Source organism: Motilimonas pumila (assembly GCF_003596335.1).
Taxonomy (GTDB): domain Bacteria; phylum Pseudomonadota; class Gammaproteobacteria; order Enterobacterales; family CBDFNC01; genus Motilimonas; species Motilimonas pumila.
Map to the genome: position 1 here is coordinate 133,784 of NZ_QZCH01000001.1, position 16,239 is coordinate 150,022.

The window sequence follows — 16,239 nt, forward strand, 5'->3', positions numbered from 1 at the left end:
ATAACTTCCTTACTTGATGCGCGCTTGTAGCGGTTTAGCTAAACTTTGGTAAGTTTTTGCTAACAAGTCCGCCGTGGTTTGCCAGTCAATACAAGCGTCCGTGACCGACACGCCGTATTGCATTTCTTCTCTTGGTAAATCTGCGCTTTGATTGCCTGGGTTGATGTGGCTTTCAATCATCACGCCAATAATTGAGCGGTTACCTTCCTCAATTTGGTGGATCACGTTTTCACATACCAAAGGCTGTAACTCGTGATTTTTACTTGAGTTTGCGTGGCTACAGTCCACCATGATTGCAGGGCGGACGCCGGCTTTTTGCATCGCTTGCTCAGCCAATGCCACGTTAACAGAGTCATAGTTTGGCTGCTTACCACCACGTAAAATAACATGACCATCAGGGTTACCTTGAGTTTGCAGTAACGCAACTTGACCTTGCTGGTTAATTCCCATGAATCGGTGCGAAGCAGCAGCTGATTGCGCCGCGTTGATTGCGGTGGCTAGGCTGCCATCGGTGCCGTTTTTAAAACCAACAGGCATTGACAAACCACTGGCCATTTCACGGTGAGTTTGCGACTCAGTAGTTCTAGCACCAATTGCTGACCAGCTAAATAGCTCAGCCAAGTATTGCGGGCTAATAGGATCTAAGGCTTCCGTTGCTACTGGCAGACCAAGCTCTGCAATCCAAGCTAATAATTCGCGGCCTAAGTGTAAGCCCGTCTCAACGTCAAAGGAATTGTCCATGTGTGGGTCATTGATAAAGCCTTTCCAACCGACAGTGGTTCTTGGCTTTTCAAAATACACCCGCATTACTATATACAGGGTGTCTTTATATTCATCATGCAGTTTTTTAAGGCGGTTGGCATAGTCTTTGGCAGCTTCAAGGTCATGGACGGAACATGGACCACAAACAATCAATAAACGGTGGTCTTTACCGTGAATGATATCTGAAATGGTATTACGTGCGTCTTGCACGAATGTTAAAGCTTGTTCTGAAACCGGTAATTTCTGTTTCAGCTCTGCAGGCGTAATAAGCACCTGCTCCGAAGAAATATGTACGTTATTTAAACTGTCTTTTTGCATGATAAATTTCCCACTTACTTGTGTTGAGAATGAATAAGGCCAACGCCTTGCCAACCGTCTAACCAATCCGACATTGGTTAAATCTACTATACCAAGATGACAAAATACCAATCAGAGAGTGATTTGCAAGCCAGATTTGAGTTTTCTTAACTATATTGAGGTAAAAGAGGCCTTTTAAAGGCTGAGAGGCAAGAAGGGAAGCATAAAAAAGCACCGGTTTTAAGCACAAACGACTACTGAGGAAACCAACCCAAGAGATTAGTGAGAGCCATGGTTGGCAAGTTTAGCACAATCACACAAAGGCTAATTTCTCATACTTAACGCCTAAAATACCGACTGTATTCGGAGGTTATTTAACTTGGTAAGGCTTATCGTATTAAACCGGCTAAAAAGATAAGTTTTCTTAATGATTAACAGCGGGCGACTGACCTTTTAATAAACACAGGCCAGTCTTATGAACGCCAGGGTTTACAGGGTAATTTCCATGCGTTGAAAACAGTCTTCTGCGACAATGGGCTCTCCGAGCATTTCATCGCTAGTGACATCGAGCTCTAATACGGCTTTGGTAAAGCCTATTTTCTTGAGCTCATTTTTGGTGTTTACCAAGCTATTAAAATGCATATTATTACCTTGAGCATCTGTAATTGGCTCAAATTTATCATGCACTTTAATCTCAGGTTGATACATAGAAGATTCAGAACAAGTCATGATGATGCACTCTGGCTCTCCCCCATTTCTGATCCATTGTTTGAGTTGCTTGCTTTGCATTGCTTTCCTCCCTTACTTAAGGCCACAACCTGTTGCGCCTTCCTTAAGTTACGGCTAATTGGTATCACACTCAGATACGTTGCCATTTAATCGACTGATCAATGAAGTTATGATTTTTAAAGATACTTTGAGCAGCTTAATAAATGTGGAAGGGAGCGGCGAAATTTGCCAGTTTTAGCCAAGATGAAAGACTATTTTTATGGCGCAGATAACAAAAAGGCCGCACAAGGCGGCCTGAATACAGCAATAAAAAGCTTATTGATTATAGCTGGTCACAATCAAAGCTTAAGTCTGTGACAACGTCAGCGTCATAATCAACGCCATCAATACCAAAGCCAAACAACTTCAAGAACTCGTCTTTGTATAACTGATAATCGGTTAATTCAAACAAGTTGTCAGTGGTAATTTGTGGCCACAACTCTTTACAAGCATTTTGCACTTCATCACGCAGTTCCCAATCATCAAGGCGTAAACGATTTTGCTCATCGGTTGCTGGCGCAGCGCCATCTTCACGGTATAAACGGTCATCAAACAAACGGAAAATTTGTTCCATACAACCTTCGTGCAAACCTTGTTCGCGCATGATTTTAAATGCCATAGACAAGTACAAAGGCATCACTGGGATCGCTGCACTCGCCTGAGTAACAACGCTTTTCTGTACCGCTACATAAGCTTCACCACCGATGGCCGTAAGCTGCTTATTCAGCTCAGCAGAAGCGCGATCTAGGTCTTCTTTCGCCTTACCAAGCGCGCCATGCCAGTATATCGGCCAAGTAATTTCTGTGCCAATGTAAGAGTAAGCGACCGTTTTAGCGCCTTCGGCTAACACGCCAGCTTCTGCTAATGCATTGATCCACAGCTCCCAATCCTGACCGCCCATCACGGTGACCGTATTCGCTACTTCTTCTTCGGTAGCGGGCTCAACACTGGCTTCAATGATGGTATCTTTGTTGGTATCAATCGCGGTTGATGTATAAGTTTCACCAATAGGTTTTAAGCTTGAACGCACGACTTCACCTGTGTCTGGCATTTTGCGCACTGGCGAAGCTAATGAATAAACCACCAAATCAATTTGGCCTAGGTCTTGTTTGATAAGCTCAATCGTTTTGGCTTTTGCTTCATTTGAAAACGCATCGCCATTGATGCTTTTAGCGTAAAGGCCAGCTTCTTTTGCATACTTGTCAAACGCAACAGAGTTATACCAACCGGCAGAGCCTGGCTTTTTCTCTGTGCCTGGCTTTTCAAAGAATACGCCAATCGTCGCAGCATCAGAGCCAAAAGCCGCCGCAATACGTGAAGACAAGCCGTAGCCAGCAGACGCGCCTAAAACCAGTACGCGCTTAGGACCATTTTTTACAGGACCTTGTGCTTTAGTGTAAGCAATTTGCTCGGCAACATTGGCGTCACAGCCAACAGGATGAGTGGTGGTACAAATGAATCCACGAATTTTTGGTTTAATAATCATTGTATTCTCTGATTCTTTATTAAGATAAAAATAGCGGGCTAAAGATACCCTATTTTAGACCATGACGAAAATCTAGTTTGCCAGAACTGGAGCTAAGCCCCAGTCAAACAAGGCTATTTGGCATTAGAAATGCCATTGTAAGTACAGGCTATTGTAATTACTGCCCCCCTTGATCCGCCCAAAAGCAGACGAAGAGGTAAAAATACCAGAACGATGATGCAGGCTATATCCCAACCATAAGCCTTTTAAATTGGCTTGGTTAACAATATCGCCGATGTTGACATCAAGGGAGATATCCAGGTAATTAAGTAGCTTACTGGCTTTATAATCTTTGCGGTCCATTTCACTTTGCTCGATGTAAGAAATCTTAGAGCTGTAAGACAAGCCTTCTGCAGCGCCCAAACGCCAGCGCACCGGCCAAGTGAAAGTGTAATACGCTTTAATGGCCACCACGTATTCCATAAACCTGTCTTGCACGTCAGACTTATTGTGGTGAATCAACCCAGGTGTCAGATAAACGTCAAAAGGCCAATCAAATAAATTATCCGCTAAAGGGTGGCCATAAAATAATGACCACATGGTGTTATTATACGGATCTTTTTCGGTATTAAACTTAAAGATATCCCCCATATTAGAAGGGGTTGCCCAACCATGTGCCAATCTAACGTAGGCGTCATTTGCCAGCGCGCCACTGTATTTATGGCTTGGGTCGTTGAATAACCCCAGACCAATGTAAGTTTCGACTTGGGTGGGTGAGTTGATGAAATCACTGTGGTAAGTATCTCGACCTAACCGAGTGATGCCAACATGACCCAAAGCGTATAAGTTTTTATACAGCTGATAACGGCCTTTCGCTCCTAGGGTAATATCATAATCTGCGCCAATATCATCAAGGGTTAAGCCGTAATAACGGTTGTTAAAACGGGAAGATTTGAATCTTAATTTGGCGTAAGGGCTGAAATCCCAGCTATCACCCGTTAAGTGGTACTTGCTTAACCAGTTACCGTGTACACGACCGTCTGAGTCAGACAATACTTCAACCTGCGTTTGCCACCCAGAGTCAAACTGCCAACCCACGACGCCACCAGCGTCTAAGCTGAAACCTTGAATATCATTTTGCGCGTCTTTATCTATGTCAAAGAAACGAAAACGCCCCATTAAGCCAGCAAAAAAACCGTCTTGTTGATACAAATTCACCCCCCCAGACAAACCGTCTAGGTACACGTGCTCGCCTTGATAAAACAGCAAAGGCATAACGTCATTTACCGTGTCTTCATTACTGTTGAAGGGGATGTCGGCGCTGCGTAACCCCATTGCAACCCCCCAGTCGTTCTGCTCGTCGGCATAATCCACTCGGGCTTGTGCTGCGCCCGCGATGCTCAAAAGTAACAGCGCAATAACCAGTTTCACTGTAAAGAATCCTTGGCAAAAAAATCGCATAATAGCTAAGACCTTACCAAAACGCGAATAAGACAATAAAAAAGCGGAGCACTTGCTCCGCTTTTTAATGTCCGTTTGGGTGCTCGCCTTTGGCCGGCTTATTCGTCAAGAATAGACTGTAAATTATCACTGCCAATGTGCCGTACATCTTTGCCTTTTACAAAGTAGATAATGTACTCACAGATGTTTTTACAACGATCGCCCACACGCTCCATGGCGCGAGCGGCCCACAATACTTTTAATACGTTTGGAATTGAGCGAGGGTCTTCCATCATAAAGGTCATCAGCTCACGAACCACGCTTTCGTACTCACGGTTCACACGCTTGTCTGACTCGTGGATCTTCACCGCTGCTTCTACATCCATACGGGCAAAAGCGTCAAGTGAGTTATGCAGCATTTTCACGACATTACGGCCCATGTTCTCAATGCTCACCAAGGGTGGCTGAGTTTTGTTGGCGTTGTCGATAACCATATGGGCAATTTGTTTCGCTTCATCACCAATGCGCTCTAAATCGGCAATAGTTTTAATAATCGCAATGATCAAACGCAAATCACTGGCAGCAGGCTGGCGCTTCGCGATCATTCGGGTACACTCTTCATCAATGCTGACTTCCAGAGAATTTACCTTCACATCTCGCTCTACGACTCGTCGCGCTATCTCCAAGTTTTGGTCATGCACAGTGTCAATGGCGTCGTTAAGTTGTTGCTCAACCAAGCCCCCCATCGACATCACTTGATTACGTACACCTTCTAACTCAGCATTAAACTGACCAGAGATGTGTTTGTTTAAATTCATATTATCCATAAAGTATCACTCCAGTCTTAACCGTAACGGCCAGTAATATAGTCTTCGGTCTTTTTCATTTTCGGCGTCGTAAATAAGGTGTTGGTATCTGAGTATTCAATCAACTCACCCATATACATAAAAGCAGTTTGATCCGATACCCGCGCCGCTTGTTGCATGTTGTGAGTAACGATCACAACCGTGTATTTGCTCTTAAGATCATTGATCAGCTCTTCAATGGTCAAGGTAGAAATAGGATCAAGTGCTGACGTTGGTTCGTCTAACAGCAAAACTTCAGGCTCAATCGCAATCGCTCTGGCTATCACCAAACGCTGTTGCTGACCACCCGATAAACCAAACGCATTATCATGTAAACGATCTTTAACCTCATCCCATAGCGCAGCTCCTCGCAAAGAGCGCTCTACGGCATCATCTAGTGTGCGGCGGTCTTTAATGCCTTGGAGTCTTAAGCCGTATATCACATTTTCATAAATGGATTTAGGAAACGGGTTAGGACGCTGAAACACCATACCTACGCGGCGGCGCAGTGACGCAACATCAACGCTTTTATCGTAGATGTTTTTTCCGTGGAGGTTAATTTCACCTTCAATGTTACAAATATCGACCAAGTCATTCATGCGGTTTATACAACGCAACAACGTCGACTTACCGCAACCTGACGGGCCGATAAACGCGGTCACCTGGCCTTTTGGGATCTTCATGCTGACATCGTACAATGCTTGTTTACTGCCGTAGTACAAGTTCAAGTCTTTTATTTCTAACGCCACTTGTGCCGGGGTTAGGTTATTCAGGTCAAGCTGCTGATTATTAGCGTTTGTTGGAGTTACTGAAATCATTTTAATACCTTTTTTTCTTTGTCTTTGGCTGGATTACTGATCCAACGACCTGAATTTTTCACGTAAGTGGTTACGAATACCAATCGCTGCCATGTTAAGGCCCACTATCACCGTCACCAGTAAGAATGCGGTGGCGTAGACTAATGGACGAGCAGCTTCTACGTTAGGGCTTTGAAAACCAACATCATAGATGTGGAAGCCTAAGTGCATAAATTTACGCTCTAAATGGAAATATGGGAAGTTACCATCTAATGGCAAGGTTGGCGCCATTTTCACCACACCCACTAGCATCAACGGCGCAACTTCACCCGCGGCACGAGCTACCGCAAGAATCAAACCCGTCATGATAGCTGGGCTTGCCATTGGGATAATGATGCGCCACAGCGTTTCTGCCTTAGTAGCTCCCAAAGCCAATGAGCCTTGGCGAACCGAGCTAGGAATACGAGATAAACCTTCCTCGGTGGAGACAATCACAACAGGCAAAGTCAAAATGGCCAAGGTGAGAGCAGACCAAATGACACCTGGCGAGCCAAACGTTGGGCTGGGTAATGCCTCAGGATAAAACAGCTGATCTAAGCTGCCACCTAACATATAAACAAAGAAGCCCAAGCCAAATACACCGTATACAATAGAAGGAACACCGGCTAAGTTAATCACGGCAATGCGGATCATCTTAGTGATGGGCCCTTTCTTTGCGTATTCATGCAGATAAATTGCCGCAACTACGCCAAGTGGCGTGACGATGACAGCCATCAACATAACCATAAACACGGTACCAAATATCGCTGGGAACACCCCGCCTTCGGTGTTAGCTTCACGTGGCTCAGACACCACAAACTTCACTAATTGATGAACCCAATGACTGAATTTGGCAAAAAAGCCCATGTCATTTGGAAAATACACATCTAAGATTTTAGCCATTGGTAAGTTAACTTCGCGCCCGTCCATGTCCTTGACAATCACGCTGTCACGACTGGCCTGTTCACGAAATGCAAACAACTCTTTCTCCAGCACCAAATAATCTTGCTGTAACTGCTCACGCTCATCGACAAATTTCTGCTGCGCCGCAGCATCTAATTGCCCTTTTAGCTCAAGTCCACGCTCTTCCAAGCGCATGCGCTCTAGGCGGTAATTAATTTTACCAATTGGGCCATGCTGCAAATCATCGGCTTTGCCATTCAGTTCGATGGCTCGTTCCATACGGGCAATCAACTCACCGCGCATGTCACTGACATTCACCGCTTGTTCACCTTGTTGCAACCCCACCACATAACCATAAAAGTTACCATTTGTTGAACGCTCAAATACCGCGATATCTTTCGGTGCCTGCTCGCCTTTGATTTGGGTTTCCATGATCCAGCGAAAATCCAAATCAACGTATTCACGGTTACCGGTTTTGAGCAAGAAGCGCTCAATCATCTCACCGTGCCCCTCAGGCAGCTTTACGCCTGAATCAATGATGCGATCAGCTGGCACCAATTCTGAATCATAGAGCTCACCAATCACAGTGTGACGATGGCCATTAAGCTCCTCTAGGTCAAACTCATAAACTGTGCTTGGCCAAAAGAAACTCAGACCACGCCAGGCAATTAATGCTAATAAACCAACAACCGCTACTAAACTAACAGAGACGGCTCCACCTGTTAACCAGATCCATGGAGCACCAGATTTAAACCAATTTCTCATCTTAATTACTCACTTACAGGGAAGAATACTTTTCACGTAAACGCTGACGCACAAACTCGGCGACAGTGTTAAAACAGAAGGTGAATACAAACAGCACAAACGCTGCTAAGAATAAAACCCGATAGTGCGAGCTGCCCACTTCAGACTCTGGCATTTCTACCGCAATATTGGCGGCAAGGGTACGCATGCCTTGGAAAACACTCCAATCCATGACCGGCGTGTTACCTGTCGCCATCAATACAATCATGGTCTCGCCGACTGCACGGCCTAAGCCCATCATGACAGCAGAAAAAATACCCGGACTTGCGGTTAAAATAACTACACGAACAAGGGTTTGCCAGTTAGTTGCCCCTAAGGCCAATGAACCGTTGGTAAGGTGTTTAGGCACGCTAAATACCGCATCTTCCGCAATCGAGAAAATGGTAGGAATAACCGCAAATCCCATCGCAATGCCCACAACCAGTGAGTTACGTTGGTCAAAGTTAATGCCAAGCTCATTGGTCATGTACTTACGAGCATCACCATCAAACAACCAGACTTCAAATGTTGGACTCACCGCAATCGCGCCGTAGCCCACAGCAATCACAATGGGGATCAGGATTAAACTGTGCCAGCCTTCTGGTGTAGCTTGACGCACACTCTTTGGCAGGTTGTGCCATACAAATGCAGCCAATAACATACTCAGTGGCAGCGTCACAATCAGTAACACGATGCCAGGCATGTTTTCTTCAATCAAAGGAGCTAACCATAAACCAGCCAAGAAACCGAGAATCACCGTTGGCAAGGCCTCCATGATTTCAACCGTTGGCTTGACAAATTTACGCACGCCTGAAGACATAAAGTAAGCCGTGTAAATGGCACCGGCTAAAGCAATCGGCACCGCAAACAACATAGCGTACATTGCCGCTTTGATGGTACCGAAAGAAATAGGGACTAGGCTTAACTTAGGTTCAAAGTCATCACTGGCAGACGTAGACTGCCACACGTAGTCAGGCTCGGCATAACCTTCGTACCACACCTCTTGCCAAAGCGCAGACCAGGTCACTTCTGGGTGCTCATTTTCCAGGCGGTAAACACTCAATGTGCCATTTGTTTCGATCAAAAGCGCGTTAGCACGAGGCGAGATGGCGACGCTTTGTAATGCATTTGCACTGATTTTTTCAGACAATAACTGGGTTTCACCCGTCGTATGAAAAATGTCTAAATAGCCGTTACTGTCGATGGTTAAAAAGCCCTTTCGAAAGAATTCTGGAGCAATATCCACCACACTTCCTTCGGCTTTAAACTCTCGAATATGAGTCAACTCACGCGTACCATTACTCGCCACTTCAAACCACTGTGAAATGACGCCATTATCGTTGGCAACCAACAAAGAACTGGCTCCAGTGAGTAATTCAACGCGGGTAACGTTTGCTTGATTCGCGCTGATATCTTTGATGCCTTTCAGCTGCACATCATCAATGTCCGAAATGTCATATATCGATAGACGATTGCCGCTTCTTACGTAGAGGTTACGTAAGTTCGGCAGCAAAATCAGTTGATCGACTTTCGCCGGCGCGTCAGGCAAAGAAGTGACCTCACCTTCCCACACAACTTCTTCCGTCATCATGTCTTCTTCGCCAGTCAGGCTCATAAACAATGCTCGACCATCCTTAGTGATGGCAGCAATACCTGCGCTTTCATCTGACAATTCAAATGCGATGTGTGATAACGGCTGACCTTGCGGATCTATCTCTAACCGCTCTTCGCCCAGAGGAAACCTTAGCTCAGGTGTTATTTGGCGAATGTCGTTCGGATAAGACACCAAAAAGTTTGGCATCACCACTTCTAAGCTGCCATCAGCAAAACCAAACGCCATCATGCCTTTAGCTGGCACGGTTTGCGCAAAGCTGGTCACTTGACCTGAAAGTTGATGTTGCTTAATCACTTGGCCCTGCTGCTTGCCTTTAATAGCAATAAACTCAATCAAACCGTTATCTGACATGCGATAAGCGATTTCATTTTGCTCTTCCATGCCTAAAGCCAAACTATTAGCTTGCTGACTAAGCTTTACATCAACCAATTTTTCTATTTCGGCCTTTTCAAAAATCGGTTGAACGACGTATAACAAGTAAAAGAAAATCAATAATAATGCGGTTAATACCAGTACTGCACCGGTGGTTACGCCATATTTTGCGAGCTTATCTTTTACCAATCGCTTGCGACTCCCTGCAAGTGATAGGGAAAATTCCTCTGCCATGAGCATCCTCTAAAGGTATTTAAAACTGTGTGCAGTATATGGGGTCTTAATTACACTTTTGTTACATGAAAAAAATAGTTTTAACCTATTGAATAATAAGAGTTAATTAGGGCTTTCATGGGTGCTAAACCGAAACGTGTGTGACACAAATAAAACAGAAAAGTGTCAATAACATGAAAAGCATGTGTCAGTTATTAGAGTAGGAAGTGTGATCCACGCCAAGAAATGAAACGCAAACAAAAAATACAATCAAGAATAACAATCAAAATGAAGGGTTTAGCCAACAGTTTGATGAATTATTTTTGTCAAAAAAATGACAATTAGATTAAACCGTTAATAAAAATGTCACAAAAAACGACTATGATTAACTTTCATTCATTTATAAAATCGACTCTGTTATCACCTGCCTTTTTTCTCTAATTTTCTGGCAATGGAAACGGTGATGTATTCTGATTTTGATGTGGTATTTCAGGGGGAAAAAGTGAGCTTAGATAAGCTGTTTGTGGAAAAGGAATTAAGCTGGCTGTCTTTCAATGAGCGAGTATTACAAGAAGCAATGGATAAAACTGTGCCCATTGTAGAACGCGTGCGATTTTTAGGCATTTTTTCTAATAACTTAGATGAGTTTTTTAAAGTCCGCGTGGCGGATGTTAAGCGCCGTATTATCATCAATGAAGAGCACGGCGGGGATGAAAATGCCAAGCACTTACTGACTAAAATTCAGAACAAAGTCATGAAGTTACAACAAGACTTTGACGCGACTTATAAAGAGTTAATTTTAGCACTGGCACGGCACAATATCTTTTTAGTGAATGAAATGCAGCTGTCTGAATTTCATCAAGAGTGGCTAAAACATTATTTCCACGACAAGCTATTACGCCACCTCGCCCCTATCGAGCTAACAAAAGATATTGATTTAATTGAGTTTCTTAAAGACGAATACACCTACTTAGCGATAGAGATCCGCAACGGCGATGAGACCCGCTATTCGTTAGTGGAAGTGCCCACCGACGACATGCCTCGCTTTGTGCAGCTGCCCGCTGAGCAAACTCGGCGCAAAAAGTCCCTTATTTTGCTCGATAATATTATCCGTTTTTGCATCGAAGATATCTTCCGTGGCTTTTATGAGTTCGATAGCTTGTCAGCATACTCCATTAAGATGACTCGCGATGCCGAATATGACATGCAAGAGCAAAGTGAGCTGGGCTTACTGGATTACATGTCTGAAAGTCTCAAGCAACGTTTAACCAACGAACCTTTGCGTTTTGTCTACGATCGTGACATGCCCTTGCACATGGTCGACTTCATCAAAGACAAGCTACACATGGCTTCTTACGACAGCGTGATCCCTGGCGGTCGCTACCATAACTTTAAAGACTTTATTGGTTTTCCTAACGTTGGCCGCGCATACTTAGAAAATCCAAAACTTCCGGCGTTATCTTGCCAACATTTAGACCAATGCGACACCGTATTTAACGCCATTAGTCAACGCGATATCTTGTTGTATTACCCGTATCACAAGTTTCGTTATGTCACAGAAATGGTGCGCCAAGCCGCGCTTGACCCAAATGTCACAGCCATCAAGATTAACCTTTATCGGGTGGCTAAGAAATCTCGTATCGTCAACTCGCTGATCGATGCCATGAACAATGGCAAAAAAGTTACCGTAGTCATGGAACTACAAGCCCGTTTTGACGAAGCAGCCAATATTAAGTGGTCTAAGAAACTGACCCAAGCAGGGGTAAAAGTACTGTTTGGCGTTCCCACGTTAAAAGTTCACTCAAAACTGTGTTTGATCAGTCGACGAGAGGACGGTGAAATCGTTAAGTATGCCCACTTAGGCACAGGTAACTTTCACGAGAAAACGGCCAAGATTTACACTGATTTTGCGTTGTTGACCAAAAACCAAGACTTAGCTCAAGAAGTAGAGTCTGTATTTGAATTTATTGAACATCCGTATCGACGCGCTAAGTTTAACCACTTGTTGGTATCACCAGTAAATTGCCGCCGTCACTTATATCGCATGATTGACGCTGAGATTGCCAACGCCAATCAGAAAAAGCCTGCGGCCATTACGGTAAAAGTGAATAACTTAGTAGACAAAGGCATTATCTCTCGATTGTATGCGGCCAGTAGTGCTGGGGTTAAAATTCGCATGATCATTCGAGGCATGTGCGCCTTAGTACCCGGCGTCGCCGGGATCAGCGAAAACATTAAAGTTATCAGCATTGTCGATCGGTTTTTGGAACATCCTCGCACCTTTATTTTCCACAATGGAGGCGATGAAAGAGTCTATATTTCCTCAGCCGACTGGATGACTCGCAACATAGATAACCGTATCGAAGTAGGTTGCCCGATTTATGACCCTGAACTCAAAGCCATTATCAAAGAGATCATGGAGTTGCAATTTGAAGATACGACTAAGGCGCGGGTGATTGATAAAGAGCAAAGCAACGCTTACGTTAAACGTGGCAATCGCCGTAAAACACGCTCACAAGTGAGCGTCTACGATTACCTTCGCCGGCGCGAACTGGCGCTGGCTGCGCCGCAATAAACTTTGCCCAAACGCTGATAAAACCGAAACAACCAAAAGCCCAGCAATTTGCTGGGCTTTTGGTTGGCGAACATGCAACACAGGCGCTAAACAAGAAAACTAATATACGTTTGCAAAATAATCAGGTTCGCTATATCGATAAAAAATGCGCCCACAATAGGCACAACCATAAACGCTTGTGGTGAAGGACCATTGCGTGTCACTAAAGCGCCCATGTTCATCACCGCGGTGGGCGTTGCCCCCATGCCAAAACCACAATGACCGCCCGCAATTACCGCAGCATCATAATTACGTCCCATTAAACGAAACGTAATAAAGGTCGCAAACAAAGCCAAAGCCACGGTTTGCACACACAAGATCACCAATAAAGGAATGGCTAAGTCAAAAATCTCCCACAAGCGTAAACTCATTAACGCCATGGCCAGAAATAGCGACAAAGATACCGTACCGACAATATCCACAGATTGACTGTGTACTTTATAGCCCCTTGTCAGATCAGTAATATTTGTAATCATTACGCCCACAAATAACGCGTATACAAAGTCTGGCATTTTAAGCCAACCGATGTCGTAGAGATCCACCGCATACTTGATCCACTTAGCCGAAACCACGCAAATCATGATGATAAAGAGAATTTCAACCACTCGCTTGGCGGTGACTTTATCCTCTTCATATTGGTCGTACGTAATCAGCTCTGGGAATTCTTGGTGATGATTACCGCTCGAGCCATATTCCGATTCTAATTGGTTTTTTTCAATCAAACGCTGAGCCACTGGCCCGCCAATAATACCGCCCATGACCAAGCCAAAGGTGGCTGCAGCCATAGCAAACTCCATGGTTTGCATGCCGTAGTTTTCGGCAAACGTTTGCGACCACGCTGCTCCCGTGCCATGGCCTCCGGATAGCGTAATTGACCCAGCGATAAGTCCCATCAAAGGCTCTAAGCCGAGTAAAGTAGCCAAACTTACTCCCACCGCGTTTTGTATGATGATATAAAGTGAAGCCACGCCTAAAAATAAAAATACTTTAGAGCCACCTTTCATTAACATGCGATAGCTTGCCGCTAAACCGACCGTGCTAAAGAACATCAGCATCAGGGTATGTTGCATCGACAAAGAGAATTTTAACGTGATGTCTTCAAAATGCAGACCGGTCAAAATTATCGCCATCACCAAGCCGCCTACGATGGGCTCGGGGATGTTATATTTTTTCAAAATCGGAATTTGGCGATTGAGGGAGTGGCCGATAAATAAGACCAAAATGGCTACCAAAAACGATTCTAATTCGCCGATTTCATAAACTTTATCCATGATAATTCAACGCCTGTGCAGTGAAAAACTGATTGAAGTAACCACTATTGGGTTACTTCAAAGCGTAGCAGAGCATCTTAAAATCGTCTGAAAAACACAGTCTTATATTGCTAGGGAAAAATGGAAATGGGGTTCAAAAACATTGGCCTTTGCATGAAACCCAAGCCAACTTGATCTAGATCAATATCAGTATAAAAAACAACCAGGTTTTCGATTTACTTTGCTAATGCCTAAACTGTAAAATGCGCCACCCCTTAACACACGTTAAGGCCTGACTTGATATCAGACATAGAGTAACCACCATGTTTAAACCTGAATTACTGTCCCCTGCGGGCACTTTAAAGAATATGCGCTACGCCTTTGCTTATGGCGCTGACGCTGTTTATGCCGGCCAGCCTCGCTACTCATTACGGGTGCGTAATAACGAGTTCAATCACGAAAACTTGCAACTTGGCATTAACGAAGCTCATGCCCTTGGCAAAAAATTGTATGTGGTGTGTAATATTCAACCCCATAATTCAAAGCTCAAAACTTTTTTACGCGACATTGAGCCTGTCATAAACATGGGGCCTGATGCGTTGATCATGTCAGATCCTGGTCTTATCATGATGGTTCGCGAACATTTTCCGCACATGCCAATTCACCTGTCGGTGCAAGCTAATGCGGTTAACTGGGCTACCGTTAAATTCTGGCAACAGCAAGGCATTGAACGCGTTATTTTGTCTCGTGAGTTATCTCTTGATGAAATAGAAGATATTCGTTTTCATGTTCCGGAAATGGAGCTGGAAGTCTTTGTTCATGGCGCCTTGTGCATGGCTTACTCTGGTCGCTGTTTACTGTCAGGCTATATTAATAAACGCGATCCAAACCAAGGTACTTGTACCAACTCTTGCCGCTGGAAATACGACGCACACGAAGCTAAAGAAAACGAGAATGGTGACGTCGTTGCCGTCGACCCACAAATTTTCGTACCCGATTCCGCTCAAGCTGAGCCAAAAATCGTTACGCCAACCTTAGGCCAAGGTGAGCCCACCGACCAAATCTTCTTATTACAAGAGCAAGGCCGCCCGGGTGAGTACATGCCGGCTTTTGAAGACGAGCATGGCACCTATATCATGAACTCAAAAGACCTAAGAGCGATTGAGCATGTTGAGCGACTCACCAAAATGGGAGTGCACTCGCTGAAAATTGAAGGCCGAACTAAGAGCTTTTATTACTGCGCCAGAACCGCACAGATTTACAAGCAAGCGATTGAGGATGCCGTTGCCGGGAGACCGTTTGATCCTAGCTTAAAAACCACCTTAGAAAGCTTGGCTCACCGCGGTTACACTGAAGGCTTTTTACGCCGTCACAACCACAGTGAAGCGCAAAACTATGACTATGGATATTCCATCAGTACTCACCAACAGTTTGTGGGTGAAATTAAAGGCCGAAACGACAGTAATGGTTTGGTCGAAGTTGAAGTGAAAAACAAATTCTTAGTCGGTGATAGCTTAGAAGTGATGACACCAAGCGGTAATATCACGCTGACACTAGAGCACATGCAAAATCGCAAAGGCGAAGCCATCGATGACGCAAAAGGCTCTGGCCACATCGTGTACATGGCACTGCCGCAAGAGCTCAACCTAGAGCATGCCTTAATCATGCGTAACTTGCCTGAAAATGCCGATACCCGTAACCCTCACGCCGCAACGCCGGCCTAAGTTTAGTCACGGGTAAAGCCTTGGCTGAGCCCGTATTGATTAAGAGGTATCATGATGGCTTTATTAATCACCGACCAGTGCATTAACTGTGACATGTGCGACCCCGAGTGCCCGAATACGGCAATCACTTTTGGCGCTGAAATATATGAAATAGACCCAGACTTATGCACTGAGTGTGAAGGCTTTTACGACAAGCCTACGTGTGTAGCCGTGTGCCCTATTGATTGCATTATTCCCGATCCTGAGCACGTGGAAACACCTGAGCAACTCACGGCTAAATTTATTAAGCTTCACGGCTGATGATTGCCTTGGTCAGGAAACTGGCCAAGTCTGCCTGCATTTAGCTAAATAA

The 16,239-nt window shown here is 44.6% G+C and carries 12 protein-coding genes; 3 read left to right on the forward strand and 9 right to left on the reverse strand.

Annotated elements, in window-relative coordinates; translation table 11 throughout:
• Positions 1–9 precede the first annotated feature (9 nt).
• From D1Z90_RS00680 to D1Z90_RS00715, 8 genes are all read right to left on the reverse strand, one after another.
• Positions 10–1,080 (reverse strand): 3-deoxy-7-phosphoheptulonate synthase, encoded by a 1,071-nt coding sequence (locus D1Z90_RS00680; RefSeq protein WP_119908831.1) that lies wholly within the window; start codon positions 1,078–1,080, stop codon positions 10–12.
• Between the two features lie 468 nt (positions 1,081–1,548).
• Positions 1,549–1,848: a DUF6482 family protein gene (locus D1Z90_RS00685; protein WP_119908832.1), complete on the reverse strand. Its 300-nt coding sequence runs from the start codon at positions 1,846–1,848 to the stop codon at positions 1,549–1,551.
• A gap of 262 nt (positions 1,849–2,110) precedes the next feature.
• Positions 2,111–3,313 carry an enoyl-ACP reductase FabV gene (fabV, locus tag D1Z90_RS00690; protein WP_119908833.1) on the reverse strand — a complete coding sequence of 401 codons (1,203 nt, stop codon included), beginning with the start codon at positions 3,311–3,313 and terminating at the stop codon, positions 2,111–2,113.
• 123 nt (positions 3,314–3,436) lie between these two features.
• Complete coding sequence (locus D1Z90_RS00695) at positions 3,437–4,723, reverse strand: MipA/OmpV family protein (RefSeq protein ID WP_198419010.1); 1,287 nt, start codon at positions 4,721–4,723, stop codon at positions 3,437–3,439.
• A gap of 128 nt (positions 4,724–4,851) precedes the next feature.
• The gene (gene phoU / locus D1Z90_RS00700) at positions 4,852–5,559 is read right to left on the reverse strand and encodes a phosphate signaling complex protein PhoU (RefSeq protein WP_119908835.1); all 708 of its coding nucleotides are present in this window, start codon (positions 5,557–5,559) and stop codon (positions 4,852–4,854) included.
• A 17-nt stretch (positions 5,560–5,576) separates the two neighbouring features.
• Complete coding sequence (gene pstB / locus D1Z90_RS00705) at positions 5,577–6,395, reverse strand: phosphate ABC transporter ATP-binding protein PstB (RefSeq protein ID WP_119908836.1); 819 nt, start codon at positions 6,393–6,395, stop codon at positions 5,577–5,579.
• A gap of 33 nt (positions 6,396–6,428) precedes the next feature.
• The gene (gene pstA, locus D1Z90_RS00710; RefSeq protein WP_119908837.1) at positions 6,429–8,081 is read right to left on the reverse strand and encodes a phosphate ABC transporter permease PstA; all 1,653 of its coding nucleotides are present in this window, start codon (positions 8,079–8,081) and stop codon (positions 6,429–6,431) included.
• Positions 8,082–8,094: 13 nt separating this feature from the next.
• Entirely contained in the window at positions 8,095–10,320 is a 2,226-nt protein-coding gene (locus D1Z90_RS00715; protein ID WP_119908838.1) for an ABC transporter permease subunit, read from the reverse strand.
• A 442-nt stretch (positions 10,321–10,762) separates the two neighbouring features.
• Here D1Z90_RS00715 and ppk1 point away from each other — a divergent pair, with 442 nt between their 5' ends.
• Entirely contained in the window at positions 10,763–12,874 is a 2,112-nt protein-coding gene (ppk1, locus tag D1Z90_RS00720) for a polyphosphate kinase 1 (RefSeq protein ID WP_232525173.1), read from the forward strand.
• An 86-nt stretch (positions 12,875–12,960) separates the two neighbouring features.
• Here the strand turns inward: ppk1 and gltS are convergent, their stop codons facing one another.
• Complete coding sequence (gene gltS / locus D1Z90_RS00725; RefSeq protein WP_119908839.1) at positions 12,961–14,184, reverse strand: sodium/glutamate symporter; 1,224 nt, start codon at positions 14,182–14,184, stop codon at positions 12,961–12,963.
• A gap of 302 nt (positions 14,185–14,486) precedes the next feature.
• Between gltS and trhP the strand changes: the two genes are divergently transcribed.
• Together trhP and D1Z90_RS00735 are read left to right on the forward strand one after the other, a co-directional pair.
• On the forward strand, positions 14,487–15,887 hold the full coding sequence (gene trhP, locus D1Z90_RS00730; protein ID WP_119908840.1) for a prephenate-dependent tRNA uridine(34) hydroxylase TrhP: 1,401 nt from the start codon (positions 14,487–14,489) through the stop codon (positions 15,885–15,887).
• 54 nt (positions 15,888–15,941) lie between these two features.
• On the forward strand, positions 15,942–16,187 hold the full coding sequence (locus D1Z90_RS00735; protein ID WP_119909185.1) for a YfhL family 4Fe-4S dicluster ferredoxin: 246 nt from the start codon (positions 15,942–15,944) through the stop codon (positions 16,185–16,187).
• Positions 16,188–16,239: the final 52 nt, after the last annotated feature.

What these genes read in the sequence shown, in the direction of transcription:
- D1Z90_RS00685 (WP_119908832.1), bottom strand. Translation starts at nt 1,848, where the DNA reads ATGCAAAGCAAGCAACTCAAACAATGGATCAGAAATGGGGGAGAGCCA.
- gltS (WP_119908839.1), bottom strand. Translation starts at nt 14,184, where the DNA reads ATGGATAAAGTTTATGAAATCGGCGAATTAGAATCGTTTTTGGTAGCC.
- D1Z90_RS00735 (WP_119909185.1), top strand. Translation starts at nt 15,942, where the DNA reads ATGGCTTTATTAATCACCGACCAGTGCATTAACTGTGACATGTGCGAC.
- ppk1 (WP_232525173.1), top strand. Translation starts at nt 10,763, where the DNA reads ATGTATTCTGATTTTGATGTGGTATTTCAGGGGGAAAAAGTGAGCTTA.
- pstB (WP_119908836.1), bottom strand. Translation starts at nt 6,395, where the DNA reads ATGATTTCAGTAACTCCAACAAACGCTAATAATCAGCAGCTTGACCTG.
- fabV (WP_119908833.1), bottom strand. Translation starts at nt 3,313, where the DNA reads ATGATTATTAAACCAAAAATTCGTGGATTCATTTGTACCACCACTCAT.
- D1Z90_RS00680 (WP_119908831.1), bottom strand. Translation starts at nt 1,080, where the DNA reads ATGCAAAAAGACAGTTTAAATAACGTACATATTTCTTCGGAGCAGGTG.
- phoU (WP_119908835.1), bottom strand. Translation starts at nt 5,559, where the DNA reads ATGGATAATATGAATTTAAACAAACACATCTCTGGTCAGTTTAATGCT.
- pstA (WP_119908837.1), bottom strand. Translation starts at nt 8,081, where the DNA reads ATGAGAAATTGGTTTAAATCTGGTGCTCCATGGATCTGGTTAACAGGT.
- trhP (WP_119908840.1), top strand. Translation starts at nt 14,487, where the DNA reads ATGTTTAAACCTGAATTACTGTCCCCTGCGGGCACTTTAAAGAATATG.
- D1Z90_RS00715 (WP_119908838.1), bottom strand. Translation starts at nt 10,320, where the DNA reads ATGGCAGAGGAATTTTCCCTATCACTTGCAGGGAGTCGCAAGCGATTG.